This window comes from Treponema vincentii (assembly GCF_010365865.1).
Lineage (GTDB): Bacteria > Spirochaetota > Spirochaetia > Treponematales > Treponemataceae > Treponema.
Genome location: NZ_CP048020.1, coordinates 2,386,895 through 2,408,633 on the forward strand (window position 1 = coordinate 2,386,895; position 21,739 = coordinate 2,408,633).

The 21,739-nt window shown below is 45.5% G+C and carries 16 protein-coding genes and 1 pseudogene; 11 read left to right on the plus strand and 6 right to left on the minus strand.

What is annotated here, in order from left to right; all coding sequences use genetic code 11:
- Positions 1–13: 13 nt before the first annotated feature.
- From GWP43_RS11155 to GWP43_RS11185, 7 genes are all read left to right on the plus strand, one after another.
- Entirely contained in the window at positions 14–1,132 is a 1,119-nt protein-coding gene (locus GWP43_RS11155) for a PQQ-binding-like beta-propeller repeat protein (RefSeq protein WP_162664218.1), read from the plus strand.
- A gap of 21 nt (positions 1,133–1,153) precedes the next feature.
- Positions 1,154–2,017: a peptidoglycan DD-metalloendopeptidase family protein gene (locus GWP43_RS11160; RefSeq protein WP_162664219.1), complete on the plus strand. Its 864-nt coding sequence runs from the start codon at positions 1,154–1,156 to the stop codon at positions 2,015–2,017.
- 216 nt (positions 2,018–2,233) lie between these two features.
- Entirely contained in the window at positions 2,234–2,881 is a 648-nt protein-coding gene (locus tag GWP43_RS11165) for a bifunctional 2-keto-4-hydroxyglutarate aldolase/2-keto-3-deoxy-6-phosphogluconate aldolase (RefSeq protein ID WP_162664220.1), read from the plus strand.
- 77 nt (positions 2,882–2,958) lie between these two features.
- Positions 2,959–4,542 carry a ClC family H(+)/Cl(-) exchange transporter gene (locus GWP43_RS11170; RefSeq protein WP_230977691.1) on the plus strand — a complete coding sequence of 528 codons (1,584 nt, stop codon included), beginning with the start codon at positions 2,959–2,961 and terminating at the stop codon, positions 4,540–4,542.
- Between the two features lie 136 nt (positions 4,543–4,678).
- Positions 4,679–6,028, plus strand: a complete 1,350-nt coding sequence (locus GWP43_RS11175; RefSeq protein WP_162664222.1) for a uracil-xanthine permease family protein — start codon at positions 4,679–4,681, stop codon at positions 6,026–6,028.
- 5 nt (positions 6,029–6,033) lie between these two features.
- Positions 6,034–6,747 (plus strand): nucleoside-triphosphatase, encoded by a 714-nt coding sequence (locus tag GWP43_RS11180; protein ID WP_162664223.1) that lies wholly within the window; start codon positions 6,034–6,036, stop codon positions 6,745–6,747.
- Positions 6,744–7,565 carry a nucleotidyltransferase family protein gene (locus GWP43_RS11185; RefSeq protein ID WP_203232406.1) on the plus strand — a complete coding sequence of 274 codons (822 nt, stop codon included), beginning with the start codon at positions 6,744–6,746 and terminating at the stop codon, positions 7,563–7,565. Before GWP43_RS11180 ends, GWP43_RS11185 begins: the two co-directional genes overlap by 4 nt.
- 170 nt (positions 7,566–7,735) lie before the next feature.
- Here the strand turns inward: GWP43_RS11185 and GWP43_RS11190 are convergent, their stop codons facing one another.
- From GWP43_RS11190 to GWP43_RS11200, 3 genes are all read right to left on the minus strand, one after another.
- Positions 7,736–8,977, minus strand: coding sequence for a hypothetical protein (locus tag GWP43_RS11190; protein ID WP_162664224.1), 1,242 nt, complete (start codon positions 8,975–8,977; stop codon positions 7,736–7,738).
- 85 nt (positions 8,978–9,062) lie between these two features.
- Entirely contained in the window at positions 9,063–10,511 is a 1,449-nt protein-coding gene (locus GWP43_RS11195) for a hypothetical protein (RefSeq protein WP_230977692.1), read from the minus strand.
- Positions 10,512–10,756: 245 nt separating this feature from the next.
- Entirely contained in the window at positions 10,757–11,983 is a 1,227-nt protein-coding gene (locus GWP43_RS11200; protein ID WP_230977693.1) for an exo-beta-N-acetylmuramidase NamZ family protein, read from the minus strand.
- Between the two features lie 112 nt (positions 11,984–12,095).
- Between GWP43_RS11200 and mgtE the strand changes: the two genes are divergently transcribed.
- Both mgtE and GWP43_RS11210 read left to right on the plus strand, forming a co-directional pair.
- Positions 12,096–13,445, plus strand: coding sequence for a magnesium transporter (gene mgtE / locus GWP43_RS11205; RefSeq protein ID WP_162664227.1), 1,350 nt, complete (start codon positions 12,096–12,098; stop codon positions 13,443–13,445).
- Between the two features lie 24 nt (positions 13,446–13,469).
- The gene (locus GWP43_RS11210) at positions 13,470–14,096 is read left to right on the plus strand and encodes a diacylglycerol/polyprenol kinase family protein (RefSeq protein ID WP_162664228.1); all 627 of its coding nucleotides are present in this window, start codon (positions 13,470–13,472) and stop codon (positions 14,094–14,096) included.
- A 1-nt stretch (position 14,097) separates the two neighbouring features.
- Here the strand turns inward: GWP43_RS11210 and GWP43_RS11215 are convergent, their stop codons facing one another.
- Positions 14,098–14,964 carry a hypothetical protein gene (locus GWP43_RS11215; RefSeq protein WP_230977694.1) on the minus strand — a complete coding sequence of 289 codons (867 nt, stop codon included), beginning with the start codon at positions 14,962–14,964 and terminating at the stop codon, positions 14,098–14,100.
- Positions 14,965–15,445: 481 nt separating this feature from the next.
- On the opposite strand from GWP43_RS11215, the pseudogene GWP43_RS11220 reads away from it, so the two are divergent.
- Together GWP43_RS11220 and GWP43_RS11225 are read left to right on the plus strand one after the other, a co-directional pair.
- Positions 15,446–16,745 (plus strand): annotated as a pseudogene (locus tag GWP43_RS11220) (NCS2 family permease).
- Between the two features lie 122 nt (positions 16,746–16,867).
- Positions 16,868–17,803, plus strand: a complete 936-nt coding sequence (locus GWP43_RS11225) for an NYN domain-containing protein (protein WP_162664229.1) — start codon at positions 16,868–16,870, stop codon at positions 17,801–17,803.
- A 296-nt stretch (positions 17,804–18,099) separates the two neighbouring features.
- Here the strand turns inward: GWP43_RS11225 and GWP43_RS11230 are convergent, their stop codons facing one another.
- Together GWP43_RS11230 and GWP43_RS11235 are read right to left on the minus strand one after the other, a co-directional pair.
- Positions 18,100–19,866 (minus strand): ABC transporter ATP-binding protein, encoded by a 1,767-nt coding sequence (locus GWP43_RS11230; RefSeq protein WP_162664230.1) that lies wholly within the window; start codon positions 19,864–19,866, stop codon positions 18,100–18,102.
- On the minus strand, positions 19,863–21,641 hold the full coding sequence (locus GWP43_RS11235) for an ABC transporter ATP-binding protein (RefSeq protein ID WP_203232407.1): 1,779 nt from the start codon (positions 21,639–21,641) through the stop codon (positions 19,863–19,865). The genes GWP43_RS11230 and GWP43_RS11235 overlap by 4 nt, the downstream gene beginning before the upstream one ends.
- Between the last annotated feature and the right edge of the window lie 98 nt (positions 21,642–21,739).

Genomic DNA, 21,739 nt, shown 5'->3' on the forward strand with positions numbered 1-21,739 from the left:
TACCATATAGACTATGAAAATTACAGCTTTCGATAATCGTTTTATTATCTTTCCCATCCTTTTTTTATTCATATATATCTTCGCAGCAGCGATACCGCTTGGTTCCGATATCTATCTAAAACCCGTATGGGTACGCGCCATTACACCAGATAGCGCTCAAACAGAATTGGAAGGGATGGGCAGCGATGCCAAAAATGCAAACCAACAAGAGGCAGCGGAACAATTCGTCGGCAAAACACCAAAGGTTTTTTTAACGGAAAACCGATTCGGTTACTTTACCGCCAACGGCGAATTGCTCCGTTCATCCCCCGTTACACAGCGCATTTCAGCTTCTTCTGCAGCGTGGACGGAATACGGCAGCGATGCCTATAAAACGCCGATTTATCGCCCCGACGGTTCACTGATAACTGTCATTGAAGAACAGGGCTTTGTATACATCGACGAAGGCCGTTTCTACCTATTTGAGCCGGGTGGAAATGCTGTCAAACAATATGATACCGATGGAAAACTGCGCTGGCGTTACCTGCATACCGCACCGATTACCGCCTTTCATAGCACAGAAAGCGGCGTCATCATCGGGTTTTCAGACGGCAAACTGGTCGCCCTCGATTCTGCAGGCAATGTGCTGTCCGACTTTTATCCGGGTGGCAGCGACTATCAGGTCATACTGGGAGCAGCACTCTCTACCGATGGAAAACTCGCTGCCTGTGTGTGCGGAATTGACAGCCAGCGGGCGCTGCTTATACGGATAGACGGCAATAAATATAAAATCATACATCACCGAAAATTAGAAGGAAATCTTCGCAAGCAGGTCTTTGTAGATTTCGATATAAACGGGAAAAATGCTGTCTTTGAGTGTGCCGAAGGTATCGGTTTTATCGACTGCGATCGGTTAATCTCAGGTATTATACCTCAACGCAGTACGATTATCTCCGCTGGTCAAAATCCATATAAGAATATTATGGCGATTATAAGCAAGCAGGAGCAAAGCTCAACATTATCGTTTATAGAAGCGCCTTTCTATGTCGTCGGCCGAACCTCTTTTCCTTCAAAAAATATCTTTCTTATGCAGGAGCAAGGAACGATATTCCTCGCAACCGACACAAAATTAGCGCGTATCGATATAAAATAAATTGATAAATAGGATACTGATATGAAAAGATTTTTCTTTTGCATTTTAGCTGCAGCGATATGTGTTGCTGGATTGTCCGCATTGGAATGGCCTGCTGACACACAAAAATTCTTAAGGCTTTTCGGACAGCGCATCGGTGAAAATACTTTTGAACAAGGTTTAACCTTTGAGGATGTAACAGCGGTACGCGCTGCCGATGACGGAATACTCTTGATCGCTCTGGATAAAAAATACGGAACCGGTTCATTTCCTTCCACACTCGGAAATGCACTAATATTTTTACACGATGACGGACTCCAAACGGTTTACGGAAATCTGGACGACACCACAATGTTCCGAACCAGAGTAACCACCGAAGCAGCTACGGTTATCGGAAGAACGGGAAACAGCGGATGGGGGGAACCTAATGCCCTTATCTTTCAAGTCAGTGATAATCAAAAAAAAGTGTATATCAATCCATTGCTCTTGCTCCCATCGGTTAACGATAAAATAGCACCGCAGATACAAAATATCGTTTTGATAAATGAACAGGACACCGCGTTTCAAGTAAGCGGGCAAAAAAACGTACGGCAGGGAAGCTATGAATTATATGCGGATATCTCTGACACGGTTGTGCAAGGCGGCCATAGCTTTAGCCCCTTCCGTATTACGATTTTTGTAAACGGAACAAATATTCGAACCATTCCATTTGAAATCATTACGCAGAAAGACGGCAGTTCTTATTTAGGTAATACCGCTATTACCGATACGCTGCTGTACCGGCGGAAAGGCGAACTCTATTTAGGGAAAATTATCTTAAACCGCGGAAAATCCGATATATTAATTACAGCCCGGGACATTACCGGCAATGAAAAATCGGAACGGTTTACCATCCAAGTAGACTAGCTGAGAGAAGCGGGGTAATCGTATCAGGTACTTTTAGGGTATCCCCGCAGAAGAATGGATGCTGTCCAACCAGAGTTGAACCTCTTCGCGGTTCAAATGGTCGTCCAACATCCATTCTTCTGCGATTATTGTTTAGCTGCCTGATACGATTACCCTTCCCGTAAAAATAAACTGTGCGAAATTTTAGGTAAAATTTTGCACAGAAGGGAGGAAATAGTGAAAAAATACGAACTGATACAGGCGCTGATTGAGGCGGGGGCGGTTGCCGTTATTCGGGCGGAAAATAAGGCACAAGGGCTTAAAATCGTGGAGGCGGTGCGTGCCGGAGGAATCACGGCAATCGAAATTACGATGACGGTACCGCATGCCGACGAAATTATCCGTGAGTTAAACGAAGCATTCGGTGCGGATGTATTGCTGGGAGCCGGTACGGTACTCGATGCGGAAACCGCGCGGGTGTGTATCCTTGCCGGTGCGCAATACATTGTCGGGCCGTCTTTTAACGAGGACTGTGCCCGCCTCTGCAATCGGTATGCGGTGCCGTACATTCCCGGCGTGATGACGCCGCAGGAAGCGGTGCGGGCGCTTGAGTTCGGAGCAGACATTCTCAAGCTGTTTCCGGCGGAGCTTTTCGGGCCTAAAATCATCAGCGCCTTTAAAGGGCCGCTTCCGCAGGGAATTTATATGCCGACCGGCGGCATTACCGTCGAAAATGCAGCCGAATGGATTAAAGCCGGCGCTGCAGTGCTCGGTATTGGCGGATCGCTGACAAAGGGAGCTAAAACCGGCGACTTTGGATCGGTTACCCGCACCGCCCGTCAATTAAAGGAAGTAATCGCCGCTGCACGCGGTTTACAGTTGTAATCTAAAGGAAGCGGGAACATCTTAATAGTCGATGATCTTTTTTCAACCCCGTTAGGATGGAATCCTCAAGAATTATTATGAATACCAATTCGGAAACAGGCACATTGCTGAAAAAAAGGCAAGAGAATAAATGGCTTTTAGTGTTTGAAAGCCTCTTAACCGGCTTATTGACGGGGCTGGTTATTACGGGTTTTCGTCTTTCGATCGCCCATATTAAGAATATCCGTGTTGCATTATACGGTGTCATTCGGACAGTTGGTGCTCCCGGCGTTGTTCTTGCGCTGGCAGGGTTGGCGCTGGTAGGATTATTTATCGGTTTTATTATTACGAAATGGCCGATGATTAAAGGCGGCGGAGTAGCACAGATCGAAGGCGTCTTTATGAAAAAATTGCAGTTCTCCCCGCTTTCGGAACTTCCCCTCAAATTTATCGGTGGTGTCCTCGGAATTGGACTGGGGCTTTCAATGGGTCGCGAAGGTCCTTCCGTGCAGCTTGGCGCTTATGTCGGGGATGCCATTGAACGGCTGGGAAAACGATCGTTTACCGAACGGATATGTCTAATCACTGCGGGCGCCGCCGCCGGCCTTTCGGCAACCTTTAATGCCCCTTTTGCTGCAATTGTTTTTGCTCTGGAAGATATTCATCATCATTTAACGCCGTTACTCTTAGCTTGCGTTATGGCAGGGTCTTTTGCCGGCGATTTTGCCGGAAGTGCCTTTTTAGGATCCGGCCCGATTTTCCGATTTTTTACAACCGTAGAATTTCCACTGTCTCAATTTGCATGGCTGATAGGACTTGGGATGTTTGTCGCGCTTGTCGGACATGGGTTTAAGCAGTCGATCTATTTTTTCCAACGATGCTATAAAACACTCCATATTCCGCCGGTTCTGCGGCCGGTTGTTCCATTCCTGTTGTCACTGCCGGTCGGGTTGTGGCTAAGTTATTCCTCCGGCGGCGGAGACGGGCTGATAAAGGCACTGACTGAACAGTCCTTCCCACTTACAACGCTGCTGATGTTTTTAGCCGTTAAGCTGCTTTTTACCGGCATTTCTGCGGGATCAGGCGCGATCGGCGGTATTTTCGTACCGCTTCTTGCGTGCGGCGCAACCGGCGGCGCATTGTATGCAACGGCGCTCGTGCATCTCGGTTTATTGGCACCGGAGCATGTGAATACCATGATTCTCTTTGGGATGGCAGCCTGTTTTACTACCGTTATTAAAGCGCCGCTTACGGCTTGCGTTATCGTGTTTGAAACGAGTGGGGCACTCCATCAGCTAAGCGGCTTGGTACTTACCTGTCTAACAGCCTATTTGACGGCAAGCTTTATCGGTTCGCAGGCGCATGACCACATCTTATTGGAGCAAATACTCGAAGCCGAGCAAGGCGACATACAATCTTCAAGCAATAAACACAGAACATATCGCCCGCAACTTTATGAATTGCCGATCGGCTTGCACTCAATTGCTGCATTAAAGAAAGTCCGTGAAACGGACTGGCCTCAAAAATGCCGCATCATCGGCGTTATGCACGGCGAACATGAGTCTGTCCCCGACGGCAATACCATACTGTACCCCGGCGATAAATTGATTATCCTTGCGGAAGATGATACCGGCTCTCTGCTAGAACAACTCACCGGTTTGACCGATGAACGAGCTAAATAATTTTTAGGTTATCTCATAAATTTTTCTTGCTATTTACCGTATTCAGGGCTATACTGATAGAATGAGTAAGCATTCGCATCTCTATCATTACTATGGTGAGATTGAGCGGGTGACAATTTAAGTTAAGGAGGAGATTATGAGTATTTCAAAAGAAAATATTTATAAGCTTGAAGGCCGTGTTCCGCTAAAAACCGCAATCCCTCTCGGTATGCAGCATGTTTTGGCTATGTATGCCGGAAACCTCGCACCGATTTTGGTTATATCGGGTGTGCTTAATATCCCGGCGGATATCAAAGTTTCGTTGCTGCAAAGCGCTATGTTTGTTGCCGGCGCCGTTACGTTCGTCCAGTTGCGGCCTATCTGGAAAATCGGTTCGGGACTCCCCACCGTTATGGGAACCAGTTCAGGATTTATCCCCGTTGCTATCGGCGTAGGACTGCAATATGCCGCAATGGGAGACTGGTCAAACGGATATGCTGCCATTCTCGGTGCATCCCTTATCGGCGGTTTAATGGAATTTATGCTAGGGTTTATTGTTAAACCGCTCCGCAAGTTCTTACCGCATGTTGTTACGGGAACCGTTGTTACCACGTTGGGTATTTCGCTTATTCCCGTCGGTATTAAATTTGTCGGCGGTGGAGTCGGTCTTGAAAAAACTCCCGGATTCGGTTCGATAAAGAATCTGTTAGTCGCACTCTTCGTCTTTTTAACGATTATCTTTATCCGGCAAATGTTTACCGGTTTTTTGAGTATTTCCTCCATCCTGATCGGACTTATCGCAGGGTATATTGTCGCGATCTTTGCCGGTATGGTTGATTTTACGCCGGTAAGAAATGCCGCATGGATTTCCGCTCCGTTGCCGTTCTTTGCCGTAGGACACCTGAACCTCGCCTTCCATTGGGATGCCATCGTTCCATTTCTGCTTGTCTACCTTGCAACAACCGTAGAAACAATCGGTGATAACACCGGCATTGCAGTCGGCGGTCTCGGACGCGATATAACCGACAAGGAATTGCAGGGCGCAGTTCATGCAGACGGCTTCGGCAGTATGTTTGCAGCCATCTTCGGCGTTATGCCGAACACCTCGTTCAGCCAGAACGTCGGGCTTATCGGTATGACAAAGGTTGTCAACCGCTTTACCATCGGTATCGGCGCAGGCTTCTTGGTATTGTGCGGTTTCTTCCCCAAACTCGGCGCAATTGTTTCGACTATCCCGAACCCGGTATTGGGCGGCGGTGTATTGCTGATGTTCAGTATGATCACCATGAGCGGTTTAAACTTGATTTATCAAAGCGGAAAAATTGCAGAACGCGATGTTGTCATTATCGCAGCATCGCTCGGCGTTGCCTTCGGTTTAAGCAATGTACAAGAAGTTATGCAGCACTTACCGATGTGGTTCCAGAATATCTTTAAACAGGCCATCGTCGGCGCCTTTGTTACCGCGCTTATTTTGAATCTCTTGTTGCCTAAATCAAAAGAGGATTAACCGATTTGAGCATATTGCCGCACAAGAATAAACCTTCCAATGATCCTGACAATTTCGACGCCGGTAGGCCGATCGTTTCGGAACTTGGAAAACGGATATTCTTTGTTACCGGCGAACGGGGCTGCGGAAAATCTACGTTTCTTGCAGCCCTTATACAAAAGTTCAACCTGCAGCCATCAGGCTTTATTACAAAAAGAGAAGCGCCGCCGGAGTGTGCAGTGTATATGCATCAGGTTGTCACCGGTACCGCAAGATACCGGTATACAACCGGCAACAAAGTCGGAATATGTCCCCAGCAAAAACCGGTCGGTTTTGCCCCGGTATTTGATACATTCGGGGTTATGTGTTTGAAGCAAGCGAAGGAGGTAATACTTTCTTCGATTGGCGGCGAACATTCCGACGCCGATTGCGATGCAGCGTCACTGTCCCCTACCCTGCCGGTAATCTTAATGGATGAACTCGGCTTTATGGAAGCGGAGGCGGATTTCTTTTTCCGCACCGTATGCGATCTGCTTTCCGACTCCCGCTATTATATCATCGGCGTCGTAAAGCCGCGGGGAACTCGCTTTCTGTCCGTCTTGGAACATAAGCCGGAAGCCGTAGTATTCCATTTGACGGTACAAAATAGAGCAGAACTGTATGAACGGCTTGGGCGAGCGCAAAGTTTTGCATCATTTTTAGATACTGCGGAAATCGGAGTTCCAAACGATAACAAATGATGCCGAGTAATATGCAAACAATCTCGACAGTGTCCGAAAACAACAATACCGGCAGCCCCATCAAACTCCCCACTGCAATTCTCCTTGCAGGAGGACTGTCAACCCGCATGGGCTGCTGTAAACAGCTGCTCCCGCTTTGCGGAAAACCCTTAATCGGATACGTCATTGAAACATTACTTGAAGCAGGTATTACCCATCTGGTGATCACGGTAAATGCCGAAACACAGCAGCCCATAACAAAAATGATAGCGCAGCTGACACAAATCAAATCTACGCAAAAACCACCTGTGCACAACGGATGCCAAAAGAGCCTTGACGCCGGCAACGCAACCCGCCAATCATTCCACTGTGATATTGCCTTTAATCCGGATCCGGCGCGGGGACAGGGACATTCGGCGGCTCTTGCAGTACAAGCTGCGTGCCGCGGCTATGCGGAAGCTCTTGCAGTAAACACAGCCGCTCCCCTTCATCACCCAAGCGGCTTTTTATTCTGCACCGCCGATCAGCCTTTTTTGCAAGCCGACAGTATCCGCGACCTCTGCACCGTCTTTCAAAATAATCCCAACCACATTGTTTCTGCGGCCTTTAACGGCAAGCACTGTTCTCCGGTTATCTTTCCGGCGGCACTAGCCGGTGAGCTCAGCCGCTTGGACGGAAGTATCGGTGGCAGAACCGTGATGAACGCTCACCCTGATCTGATTCTACCCTCCCCGCTCCGCTCCGAAATGGAAGCCTTCGACATCGATACGCCTGAAGACTTTAAACGGGCGGAAGAGTATGTGCATCAGCACACACAGGGCAACTGCAGCGAAATATAGAAGGTTTATTTTCAGCCGCTTACATCGCGCGGCTAAAAAACACTGCGAGTTTGCCTACCGACAAACATCGCAGATTGTATGTACGCTATCGCGTACTAATTGAACAACTTCCAAAGTTGATACTTTGTTCAGTTGTTCAATTTTAAGGAAGGTATACCTTCGACGTTCCTTTACCGTCCTAACCGGAACATGAGTGTTTTACCCCGGATCATAACCAGTGAAATACTTTCCATGCCGGGAACACTTTCTGCTGCCGAGTAGACGATATTTTCCATATCTTCCACTCTGCCGAAATATTGTACTGCGTACTTTGTTTGAGCGGTAGATTGATACACAACCCGTATTGTTTCGACTTTAGTGTTCAATACATTTCGGAACTTGTTCATCAGTTTACTGTCGGAACTATTGTTAATAGTAATTTCATACCGAATACCTTGTGCATAATCCCGCACCAATGCTTTTTTCGCTTGATCAACGGCAACACTCATTGCTTTAAAGACCGTTGACTTTATCGCGTTCTGTGCCGCAGCTTCGGTACTTCCGCGGTCGAACGTCTTAGGACTGCTATAGGGTACAGCGCCGAGTAATTCTCCCGTAGACGGATTGTACATTTTCAAGTTAACTTCAGCTTGAGCATAGTAACCGCCTGTTTCTCGGCCGCCCTGCACAAAACCGTCCACTTCAATATAAACATCAGCGCCAAGTTTTTGCGCAATCCACTGTACAACCGAAAGATCAGCCGTATCAGGTTCTTGAGTAAACAGCGTAGCACTATCTGATTTTAATGCTTCTACCGCGGCATAATCAACGGCACGGTACCCATTGTCAAGCAGGTATTTATTCGCCATGTTGACGGCAGACTTGGAAAATGTACTCCCATCTTTTGCCTTTTGATTTGGAACAACCATATACAGCATACTATCGACATACTGTGTGATAAATCCGACATTATTTCCTTGCAATTCGCTCTTGATTCTTGCCTCATGTACTTCAGGACTCGATAGAATATTGCCGCCCTTTGCAGAATAGGTACCGATCATATCGAGTGTACGGCGTAATTCATCCATTTTTACCGGTACGGTGATCTCACAATAGTATCCACGGTACGTTTGATCGCGCCGCAAAATACGCATATAGTCGGTTTCAAGGTAAGCATTCGGTCTTGTCCCGGCGTAAAAAGCGGAATGTAACTTACTACGATTCTGCATTTCTTCCGTCTCTCCGATAAGGTCGATAACGGCAAGCCGCAGGGTATTCGCTTTTGCCTGAGTCAGTGCCTCCAAAAACGTATATCCCTCTCCGGAACCGGCATAATAAGGGTTGTTGCCTGTGTACTGCGGAATCCGCGGCATAACGGTACATGATGTCAAAAGCACCGACAGCAGTGCATATAATACAATGTTTCTTTTCATAGTTTTCTCCTTATCGTGTGAGTTATATCGGGCAGCTGTCTAAAAACTTCAGTTTTTGACAGTTTCCTTAGCTTGAGGTGCATGCCTAGAACCTGCGGGTTATTCCTATAAAAACATGAAAGTTCATGTGTGATGATAGAACATCCCATGCATAATTATTAACCTTATCGAGTTCCGGCGGAGGAAATAGGCTTTCTTTTTTCAATTTTTCAGCCGCCTGCGCGGGACTCAGTAAATTATGCATATAGCCGAATCCGGCACTACCGCCTATCGTCCAATTCCGCGAAATAAAGTAATCTGCCGATACAAGCACCCTCCCGCCGAGTTGAGTTGCAGTAACGGTATAAGTCTTTGCTGAATTTGATTGCGCGGCAACGGATGTACCCGAAAAGCAAAATTGTAATTCCGGTGTAATCTTAAAACGGGATGTATAGAAATTATAAACCCCGATACCTAAATATCCTGTTCCGAAAGGAGTAAGCCGCATCGGTTTTGCACTCAATACAGCGGAGGATCCAATCGGTTGTTGTATGGCATACTCATATCCGACCGATATACTGAGATGAAAATTTGCCTTGTATACAGCCCGTATACCGAAAGTCGGCTGAACACGCAAAAACTCCTTTGAGTCTTTTGTCATTACGCCGGTAATGGGAACCGTTATACCTGCATATCCTTGCAGTAGAATACGGGATCCTAAAAGCTCTTTAACAGAATCCCCTTCGACAATCGGCTGGTCTGCATAAATCACTTTTGCAACTGAGAAAGTATCGTGTACTTCCGAAATAATTAACAAACCGGTTTCTTTTACCGACTGCTTTCCGGCAACTGAGATGGATTTTTGCAGGATATATTCATCTCCTGCATTTATACCGATATCCTTTCCCAGCTCGATTGTAACGGTATTGTTTTCATGGTCAACGGCAAGTACTCCGCTTGCCAATGCAAACTCCGGTTCAAATTTAATTGCCGTATAAACCGAACTTATTAAAGAACTGATTGCTTCGTCAACCGCATCGGAACGCCGTTTTGCGACTTTTTTAACGGATAGCGGTATAACCCGCTCACTCGCGGAACCGGAAACGTCAAGGATAGATATTGCCCCTTCTATTCTGACTATCCAATACTTTTTTATAACTTTTTTGCCCTCAACTACAGTTTCTTCAAACATAAGACGTTCATCATAGTCGGTAATCCGGGGCGCAAATACCAAAAAGGCTCCGGTAAGCCGTTCCCAATCGGCACGTGTAAAAGCCTCTTCTCCTGATAACACGGTTTCGGAAATTTCCGACCGCTGTTCTTTCATTCTTTTGATTTGATCGATAAAGGACACAATATTGTTTGAGTTGAGCCGGTACTCCATACCGATTACGTTAAACCGTTTAAAAGAAGTAACAACATCGATAATCCGTTGATCTATTCTTGCGGCAACTTCGGAGGGAACATATCCCGAATGAGAAAGTCTAAAAACTGCGATATCTTTTTTACCGCTTACTATTTGGGCAGAGAGCAGCGCTGCTACGAGCACATACACTATAACGAATATGTATCTTTTAGGACATTTAACCATGGTCGTATACTAGCACAATCGATAATTTCAGCACAAGAGGAAGGATTGGTAACCGCATAAAACGTTTACCGGATATATTCCCGCATAAAAATTGAGGCTGCTCAACCAGAGTTGAACCTCTTTGCGGTTCAAATGGTCTCACAGCCTTAATTTTTATGCGGTGTTTAAGCTATCTGTCTTATGCGTTTGTCCTTCTGCTAAAATACTAACTAATACAGAAGATATTTCTTGCGGATGTTGCTAAACAGCTTTGTCTCTTTTTCAATGCGGGTAAAATAATCCTGTGTAGTTTGCAAAGGATTGGTGAGCTGTGTACAACCTGTTAATAAATGGAGGCCGCAATATTTTTTGCCCACATTGTTTATCGTAAACTTGTCGGGGTAGAGGTGCTTGAGTTCGTAGAACATGGCAATTGCCGTCTTAACGGGCGAAAAACTGCAGCGGTCGGTAACGGCAATTTGTACTCCCCCGCAGAGCTGCCCCGTATAGAGCGAAATCGATGGGGTAAAAAATGCGGGCAAAAAACGCACGCCGTCCAAGCCCAACCGATTCAGCTGATCAGCTAGACGGTAAGCATCGATATAAGGCGCTCCAAGGTATTGAAACGGCATCGTTGTTCCCCGTCCTACCGAAAGGTTGGTTCCTTCAAATAAACAGACACCGGCATATACGAGCGCGGTGAGGGGCGACGGAATATTGGGAGACGGCGGCACCCATATCAGAGGCAGCTCGTCAAAGTAGGTCTCTCTATCCCAGCCTGTCATCGGGATTACCGTCAAATCACAATGAATACCGTATTCGGTGTTGAAGAGCAAGGCAAGTTCCCCGACCGTCATACCGTGCCGTTGCACAATGGGAAAATATCCCGTAAAGGAACGGTATTCAAGCTCCAGCATATTCCCCTCGACGGTGCCACCAATCGGATTTGGGCGGTCAAACACGACAAATTGTTTTTTATACCGCGCACATTCTTCCATCGCGTATGCCATGGTGGAAATATAGGTATAGAAACGAGCTCCGACATCTTGAATATCAAAGCAGAGAATGTCGATATCTTTTAACATTTCCGGCGTCGGCCGTTTGGTATTTCCGTAAAGGCTGTATACCGGCAGCCCCGTTCGCGGATCGGCGCTGTGTCCGATGGATGCCCCCTCCCGTTCGTTGCCCTGTATACCGTGTTCGGGCGAAAAAAGCGCCGTAAGCTGCACCGACCGGCTCAACAGCACCGCAGAGGGCGTTCCCGCGGAATCGATACCGGTTTGATTGGTAATCAGTCCTACTCGCTTTCCGGCAAAAATGGCACGATATTGCGGCAACTGTTCAATTCCCAATTTTAACCGATTTTCTGCAACGGCTTCTTGGCATACAATACAAAACAAGAAGAACAATACCGCCGCTGCCTTTAGTTGGCGTAAATGGCATACAGACATTTTCATAAGGAGATTCGACCCAAATATATTTCTCATTGGGAGCATTATAGAGTACCTATACATTTTTTTAAACCGGTATAGCAGAAACCGGCCATTTTAAGTATACTAGGGCTTAACTATGGAAGATAAGACGCAGGAAATGGAGCGGATTCAAGAGCTGCTCGACAATAGGCACTACGTGGCATTAATTGCGGAACTCGCCGAGATGAACGCGGTTGATGTCGCTGAAATATTGGATAAAGAAAATGCGGCAAATGCAGTATTCCTCTTTAGAATGCTTCCCAAGGATCTTGCAGCCGAAGTATTCGCACTCCTTTCGAGTGAACAGCAAAGCGCATTTATCTCATCGATTACCGATAAAGAGCTCGGTCCTATTTTGGACGAACTTGCGTTTGATGACGTCGTAGACCTTGTAGAGGAGATGCCGGCAAACGCAGTACGGAAAATATTAGCGAACTCCGGCGAAGAAGAACGCAAGCTCATCAATCAATTCCTCAAATATCCTCCCGATTCCGCAGGAAGCCTGATGACGATTGAGTACGTCAGCCTTAAAAAGACGATGACGGTAAAACAGGCGTTGGACTACATCAGAGAGACGGGACTTAAAAAAGAAACGATCTATACCTGTTATGTAACCGATGCTAACAGGGTACTTGAGGGCATCGTTTCATTAAAAGAACTCGTGTTGGCGCCCGAACAGGAGCTTATTGAAAATATCTTTGAAAGCGAATGTATCTATGTGAACACGCACGATGATCAAGAAAGCGTTATCGCGGTTTTTAAGAAGTACGCCTTTCTTGCCCTGCCCGTTGTCGATGCGGAAAAACGGCTGATCGGTATTATCACCGTTGACGACGTCATGGATGTTATGGAGCAGGAAGCTACCGAAGACTTCCAGATTATGGCCGCTATGCAGCCGTCCGAAGACGCATACCTGAACACCGGCGTTTTTACACTCGCCAAGCACCGTATCGGCTGGCTGATGCTCCTGATGGTTTCGGAAACCTTTACCGGCAAGATTATCGAACACTACACCGAACTGCTGGCAACACTTACCATACTCACCTCATTTATTCCTATGTTGATGGATACCGGCGGAAATTCGGGCAGCCAGTCATCGACATTGATTATCCGCGGTCTTGCTACCGGCGAAATTCAGCTGCGCGACTGGGGTAAAGTATTATGGAAGGAACTCCGTATCGCAATTATGGTAGGTGCGCTGCTCGGGCTAACTATTTTTGTAAAGGCTTATTTCTTGGACGGAAAACCGATTCTGATTTCTGCAAGTGTCGGGCTAACGCTTGTTGTAACCGTTACTATTGCAAAACTCACCGGCGGACTTTTACCGATTCTTGCAAAAAAACTCCACATGGATCCCGCTATTATGGCAGGCCCGCTCATCACCACGATTGTAGATGCGGTCAGCCTTATCGTTTATTTTAGAATCGCAAAGTTCCTGTTGTTTTAAAGGCTAATAGTATATTGGGATTATATGAAATGGTTTGAACGCTTCCGATACCGTACATTCTCTCAAACTGCCTCCGTAGAGGAACTGTTGGTTGAAGTGTTTAGGAAAACCATTCATCTGTCTTCTGCTTTAACCGTTGTATTTGCCGAACACTGGTATACGCCTACGATTATCGCTATTGTTGCTATCACGCTGCTCTACTGTATCTCAGAATTTTTTCGTATGCGCGGCTATGAGCTTGGTATCATTGCGCATATTACTCGTTACGCATCACGGGCACGCGATAAAGGGCGGTTCGTATTGGGACCGCTAACACTTGCCACCGGAGTGCTTGCCGCACTTTTGTTTTTCCCCATGCATACGGCAAAAATTGCAATATTTGCACTTGCTTTCGGGGACGGCCTTGCGAGCCTTGTCGGAAAGCGTTTTGGAAAAATTCACTTAGCTTTTTTTAAAGATAAGACCGTTGCCGGAAGTGTAACCTGCTTTGCCGCTGTGTTCCTTTCGTCCTTTGCCGTCAGCGGAAAGTTTTGGAAAAGCCTTGTATTGGGTATTGCCGGGGCGTGTATCGAAATGCTGCCCCTAAAAGATTATGACAACCTTTTGATACCGGTTGCTATCGGTTTTCTTGCCTTACTGCTCCATGCGTAAGCTATTGCCACAGATAAAACTGATGAATTGCTTTGAGGAAAAGGCCCCCACCTACTAGCAAAGCTACAATGCCAAAGACAGTAAAAAACCAGGAACCGGTATACAGTAAAAGCGTATATGCAATTAACATTATCAACAGCTGAATTGCAGCCTTCCGATACTCGGTAATACTGCGATAAATGCCGACCAACAAAAACGATACAACTGCCAATACGCAGACAATCCCACTAAAGGAATAAAGGAGATAGCGATAGGAGCGAGAAAATGAGAAAAACGAGACCACTTGAATGGTATCGATCGGAATAACATGAGACAATGCAAACGCGATAAAACTCAGCAAGAAAATAATAGATCCCGTTTCCCGCGTAAAAGTTTTATGGGCAAAGAGGCTTGAAGTTAAAAGCGCCAAGCAGGCTCCAAACCGAAAGAAGAAAATAATCCGTGCAACGGAAGCCATAAAAACGGTCAATAGCGGATACCGTTCTTGCAACGGAAAAAGGAGCTGTAACGCTTCAACAGACAGTGCGAAAATAAACAAGCCAAAAAAAGAAATCTCAAGAGCATGAGTTTTTTCGAAAAGAAAGAAAATACAAACAAGCAGTGCCAATGCTATTAGCGGAAATGCTGCGATACCGATCATGGCTGCATAATTATTATAGGCAAAAAACGGAAGTCTAAATAACTGAAAAGTACTTTCCGAGACTGTCGGCAACTTCGCAAGCAAATTATGCGCAACAATAACAATACAGCAGCTTATGCTTCCGATTACCATGAGCGCAGTAATACAAATACCGAAAATTAAGATTCTATTACGTCCGGCTATTGTCATATCGTGATTAGTATAGTTGGAAACGCCTAGTTCTGTCAAATATACCTTTTGAAAATATACGACGCATCTACTTCGTTGCCTTGCCAAAAGTGTACATCCTTGTACACTTTTGGCAGCGAGTTTCAGCATCGCTGAAACATCGCTTCTGATATAACCAGCGGCATCCGTGCCGCTACTGCAAACAATCCTCAACGTATCTCAGAACCGCCACGGATGGCGGTGGTTTCAAGAAGTAACAAGTTTGCTTGCAAACTTGCAGCCTACGAATGTACACGGATGTACATTCGTGGGCGGGGATGTCCGTGGTTCCGCGCAGCAGCGACGTTTTTGCGCAGCAAAAACTCGACGTTGAAAAGTGTACACGGAGGTACAAAAAACGGCTTGATGCATTTATTCTGACAATATAGCCTAAAAAAAAATAAGGAAGCAAAAAAAAAATTTTCTTGCGGAAACAATTATTCCGTGATACACTAATAGAAATGCTGACTGGTACTCATTTATTCTAAAAGGAGGCTACTTTATGGAAAAACTCTTTCAGCTTCAAGCGCACAAAACGAATGTGCGTACCGAAATCATTGCAGGATTAACAACTTTCCTTGCAATGGCGTATATTCTTGCCGTCAACCCGCTCATTTTAAGCGATGCAGGCTTGAATCCCGGCAGTGTATTTACGGCTACCGCATTATCTGCGGCAATAGCAACCTTGATAATGGCCGTACTTGCCAATCTTCCTGTCGCGCTTGCTCCCGGCATGGGCTTAAATGCTTTTTTCACGTATACTGTTGTTATCGGAATGAAGTATTCACCCGCAACAGCATTAACGGCAGTATTCCTCGAAGGCTTACTGTTTATTTTGCTGTCCTTTTTCAATGTACGGGAAGCGATTGTTGAATCAATCCCGATCAATCTGAAGAAAGCGGTTGCAGCAGGTATCGGCCTTTTCATCACATTAATCGGTATGAAAAATGCGGAAATCATCGTTGATAATCCTGCGACATTAGTCGGTCTCGGCAACGTTACTTCAGGAGCTGCTTTATTGGGACTCATCGGTCTGGTTATTACTGCAATTCTGTACGTTCTACATGTTCCGGGTTCAATTCTCCTTGGAATTTTAATTACTACCGTAATCGGTATTCCAATGGGTGTTACGGCACCGTTCGGCGGATGGGAAAATTGGTCTATCGTAAGCGCTCCGGCAGCTCCGGTTTTCTGGAATTTCGATTTCAGCAATATCTTCAGTTTCCAGTTCTTTACGGTATTCTTTTCATTCCTGTTTGTTGACATTTTTTGATACGGTCGGGACCTTAGTCGGCGTTACCAACCGCGCAGGACTTATCGACAAAGACGGAAATATCCCACGGGTAAAGCAGGCATTGCTCTCCGATGCTATCGGTACGGTTTTCGGTGCTATGCTGGGAACTTCTACCGTTACCAGCTTTGTCGAAAGCACTTCCGGCGTAGCGGCCGGAGGAAGAACCGGTTTAACCGCGTTGACAACCGGTGTATTTTTCTTAATTGCCTTGATTTTCTCGCCACTTTTCTTATTGATTCCGTCAGCAGCTACTGCACCGGCGCTTATCATTGTCGGATTCCTGATGCTGAGTGCCGCAGCCGAAATCGATTTCAAAGATCCTACGGAAGGTATTCCTGCGTTCTTGACAATCGTTATGATGCCGTTTACCTACAGCATTGCCGAAGGTATTGTGTATGGCATTCTTTCCTACGTTATTTTGAAGGCCATAACAGGTAAATTCAAGCAAATCCCGATTATCAGCTGGATATTGTTTGTTATCTTCTTATTGAGGATTATTCTCCATTAAGCTGTTTTACAGTTAAAACTATACACATCTCGGACACTCATATAGAGTATGGGTGTCCGTTTTTTTTCTTACAGCAAAAAGCGCCTCCTTGAAAAATATACAAATAAGGATACAATATCTGTATGGACAGAAAATATGTACTACTGATCGACGGCGACAATATTCCGCCGAGTTTTTTGGAAGCCATTATCACCGAAGTTTCTAAAGAAGGCGAATTATTGATAAAACGTTTATATGGAGACTGGACAACACCGAATATGAACGGGTGGAAAAATTGGCTTGAAAAGATCCCCATTCGTCCGGTACAACAATTTCGTAACGGGCCAAATGCAACCGATAATACTATCATTATGGATGCTATTGAGCTTGCCAACACCAATAAAAGTATTAATGCTGTTTGCATCGTTTCGACTGATTCCGACTATTATAGCCTTGCGCTTAAATTGCGGGAGTACGGGCTTTATGTTCTCGGTATTGGGAAACAAAATGCTAAGGCTCTTTGGGTAAACGCTTGTAATGAATTTAAATATCTGGAAAACCTCGATAGTGCAACAACCCCTGAAGAGGAGAGTCAAGATTCTCCCTTCGATTCTCTGGAAAAATTATTAAACCATGCCTATAAAAACTCACGAATGACAGAAGACGGATGGGTCAGTCTTTCCGATTTAGGCAAATCCATCCGACGGAGTATGCCGGAATTTGATCCCCGATCTTATAACCATAATACCTTACGAGAAATTCTTGAAGCTTTTCCCGATCAATATGAAATGACAACCGATAGACTGGTTCCGCCTAACCATTGGATTAAAGCGAAAGAACAACAAAAAAGCGATACGTTAAGCGGCACCATTAAACGCTTTAAAGGAAACTGGGGAATTATCGAAACTGTCGATCACGGCGATTTCTACTTTGGTCTTACAAACCTTACCAAATCTTCCCGTCGTAAAAAGATTACGGAAGGAATGCAGGTACGCTTCAAGGTGTTTAAGGAACCGAACGCTGACGGAGAGAACTTTGCCGAAAGAAACGGCAAGGCAACAGACGTGGAACTACGATAAACGAGTTTGTTGTATACTGCTATTAGGTAGCTCTCAAATATTTACCTGTTTTCGCAAGTTCTTATTATCTTCATTTTTAAATAAGACGTTACAAACCGCTGACTGTGGGATTAATATGCAGTACGGTGTATATGTACTGTTACTGTAGGTACATAAATTCAGTATGACTCTGATATTCGACATGTTTTTTATGGCTACGACCTGTTATCAAAGCTTATACTAGGAGGAACGCTTCTTACAAAGAACCTCCTAAAAAAATATCTCGAAAAAAGTGAAGCCGTCTATGCCACCCATTCCTAACGTTCTCTCCGATCAATCTTCCACCCGATTGCTTCTTCACGGATGCCGACAAATCTCCGGTATAGCCCTGCCTGTTTCATAAGTTCGGCATGAGTACCCCGTTGCACAATACGTCCTTCGTCAAGCACAATAATTTGATCCGCTTTGCGTACCGTATTTAAACGGTGCGCAATCATCAAGAGCGTTTTATTTTTTGTCAGCTCCTCGATAGCTGTTTGCAACTCGTGTTCATTTTCAGGATCGACACTGGCAGTCGCTTCGTCTAAAATAATAACAGGCGCATCCTTGAGAATTGCCCGCGCGATGGAGATACGCTGCTTTTCTCCCCCCGACAGTGTTGCGCCGTTTTCTCCGATTCTAGTTTGATACCCGTCCGGCAGTGCAGTGATAAAATCATGACAGCAGGCTTTTTTTGCTGCGGCAATCACTTCGTCCATCGTTGCATCCGGCCTACCGAAACGGATATTGTTTTCTATCGTATCTTCAAACAGGTATACGCGCTGAAACACAATAGAAAAATTTTTCAAAAGACTGTCGCATGTGTAGTCCTTAACGTTGATACCGCCAAGTAAAATTTCACCCTGACTGACGTCCCAAAAGCGCGCAATTAAATTACACAGTGTTGTTTTTCCCGAACCGGACGGTCCGACAATCGCGCAGCTTGTTTTTTGCGGCACCGTAAAATCGACATTCCGTATCACTTCTTTTGTATCATTTCTATCGTAAGAAAAAGAAATATTCCGAACCGTAATGTCATAATTATTCGGAATATGCTCCGTACCGTTTTCATCCAATAACGGCATATCCGATATTTCTTCCAGCCGGTCAAGAGAAGCATCAACTACCCGTGCAACAGCGGCCGTACTTCCGGCAAGTTCCACCGTTGCATAAATCATAAAACTTGCGACAGTCAGCAACAAACATTTTTTCGGTGTTATATTTCCATGCATTAAAAGATAGGGGGCTGTAATGAGTATTGCCGCTCTAACCACTTTGAATATTGTTTGAAAAGCAGCCGCGAGTTCGGAGAAAATCTTTTCCAAAATGATATTTGCCGCTGCGCTTTCACTGATTGCTGCATCAACCGTTTTACCGGATTGCTCGCCGAGTCCGAATGCTTTTACCACCGTCATCCCTTGAATGTATTCCAAAATACCGGTTACCAGTTGTGCTTGCGCCGCCTGCCTGCGCGGTGAATATTTTTCTCCCGCAGCTTGAGTTTTTGCATAAATCAAAAACGAAATTAAAAGACCGGCAAGCATCAGCAATCCGATTCTCCATTCATAAACAAACAGCCATACATTGATAACAAAGGCGTGAATAAATCCGCCTGCGACCGCCTCCAGCACCGTTACCGCACTTGTTTCAAGATCACCGAGTGTGGTGGTAACCGCAGCGGTAATGTCTCCTAATCGGTGCTCACTGAAATACCCCATCGGTGCACGCTTTAATTTTTCACCGAGGTTCATCCGCCACTCGCTGCACATGGCAAAACTTCCCAATGTTCTATTTATAGAAGCGATATTGATAAAAACGATTTTGCCCACAATACTGAGCAGCATAATTCCGAGCGATACCCAAATCGTTTTGTACGACATCCCATTTCCTGAAATGGTGGAAAGGATTCCGGAGAGAACCGTCAGAATTGCCATAATGGGAAGCATCTCAAAAAACGAATTACCGATATGAAAAATAAAAGAGAGTATCAATCTTCTTTTTTCCGCACCTGAAAAATGCAACAATCGTTTAAACATAGTAATCATACAGCCTCCCCAGATTTTTTATCGCTTACGCTGATGTGCGCATTCCACAGTGTGCGATACAGTTCGCACGATTCCAACAGCGATTGATGCCTACCCTCCGATTCAATGCGTCCGTGATTCATAACGATAATTTTATCTGCCATCGTGATAGTCGAAAGCCGATGCGCAATGACGATCAATGTTTTTCCTGCAACCAGTTCTCCGATAGAACGCTGAATGACTGCTTCATTTTCGGGGTCGGTAAAAGCGGTCGCTTCATCCAGCATAATGATGGGACTGTCTTTTAGTATTGCGCGTGCGATTGCAATGCGCTGCTTCTCTCCGCCGGAAAGATTATTCCCTCCGTCTCCTGCGACCGTATCATACCCTTGAGGAAGTGCCTTGATAAACTCGTGGCAGCTTGCTTTCTTTGCAGCCTGTTCTATCTCGGCATCCGTAGCGTCCGGTTTCCCAATCCGTATGTTTTCCCGAATGGATAAATGGAATAAATAATTATCCTGTGAAACATAGCCAACTCGCTCCATCACTTGCGAAAGCGGAATGTTCCGTGCATCGCAGCCGCCTATCATAACCGAACCTTTGCTTGCTTCCCAAAACGAGGCGATTAAGCGGGCAATGGTAGATTTGCCCGAACCGGACGGATCGACAAATGCAGTCATCCCATTCGGAACCGCTTGAAATGAAATGTCATGCAAAACTTCCGTATCGCTATATGCAAACGATACATGAGAAAATGCAATAGTATTTTCTTTAATGGGCACACCATTCTTCGGACGGTTCATTTCTTCCGCTTCCAACAATTTCGCAATTTCTTTTACGGTAGAGTCTACCATTGCAAGACTGTCCGTGTAACGCAGCGCCTGAATGAGCGGTGCAATAAGACCGAGCGACAAGATGATACACGATATAAAACTTCCGGCGGATATACTCCCGTGTATGAAAAACCAACAGCCGAGAGGCAGCACACCTAATAAACTGGAAGGAGCAATTGCAATTCCCGCAGCGTAGTAAGGATTGGTCTTTTTAAACCATTCCGCTTTCGCATTCTCATTTTCCGCTATTGCCTCAGTATATTTCCGATATGATACGGTGCTTTGATTAAAGGCTTTTATCACTTCGATGCCGCCGATGTATTCAACCGTTGCGGCATCCATATTTTTACTTGCCGTAAGAACTTTTGCATACCGCTTTTCGTAGTCCTTCATCATCCCCATATAACAAATAAGGCCGAGCGGAAAAGTTGCAAAAGCGGTAAGCGCTAAGCGCCAATCAAGATAAAAGAAATAGACTAACATTAAAAAAGGAATCAGCAGATTAGCCGTCAGTTCCGGTATGATATGAGCAAGCGGTAATTCCAGTTTTTCTACCGTATCGACCAGCATTGTTTTGAATTTACCGGATGGGGTATCCAGTATAAAACCCATCGGAACGCGGGAGAGCTTTGCCGTCAGCTGCATACGGATGTTTTTCAGCACGGTAAACGCCGCACGGTGAGAACGTATCGTAGAAAGTGTAGACAGATAGAGCTGCCCAAGATACCCGGCAAGTGCAATAAGTGCCGTTACAAAAATTGCCTGTAGGGTATAATCCCGTGCGCATATCCGAATGATAAGGCGGGACACGGCAAGGTATGGTATAATTCCCGCAGCTGCGCCCAATACGGCAAAAATCACGGAAGTGACGAGCAGCCTCTTACAGGGTTTTGCAAGCTCCAATAGATACTGTAAAGCGGTTTTTTCCGCAGTATGTTCACCGGTTTTTGACAATTTTTCCATCCTTTCATCATCAATTTATATCAATGATATATATCAGTGATATAAAATAGAAAAGGAGCAACTTTGTCAAGGGAGTGGAGGGTGGTAGGAAAAACTCT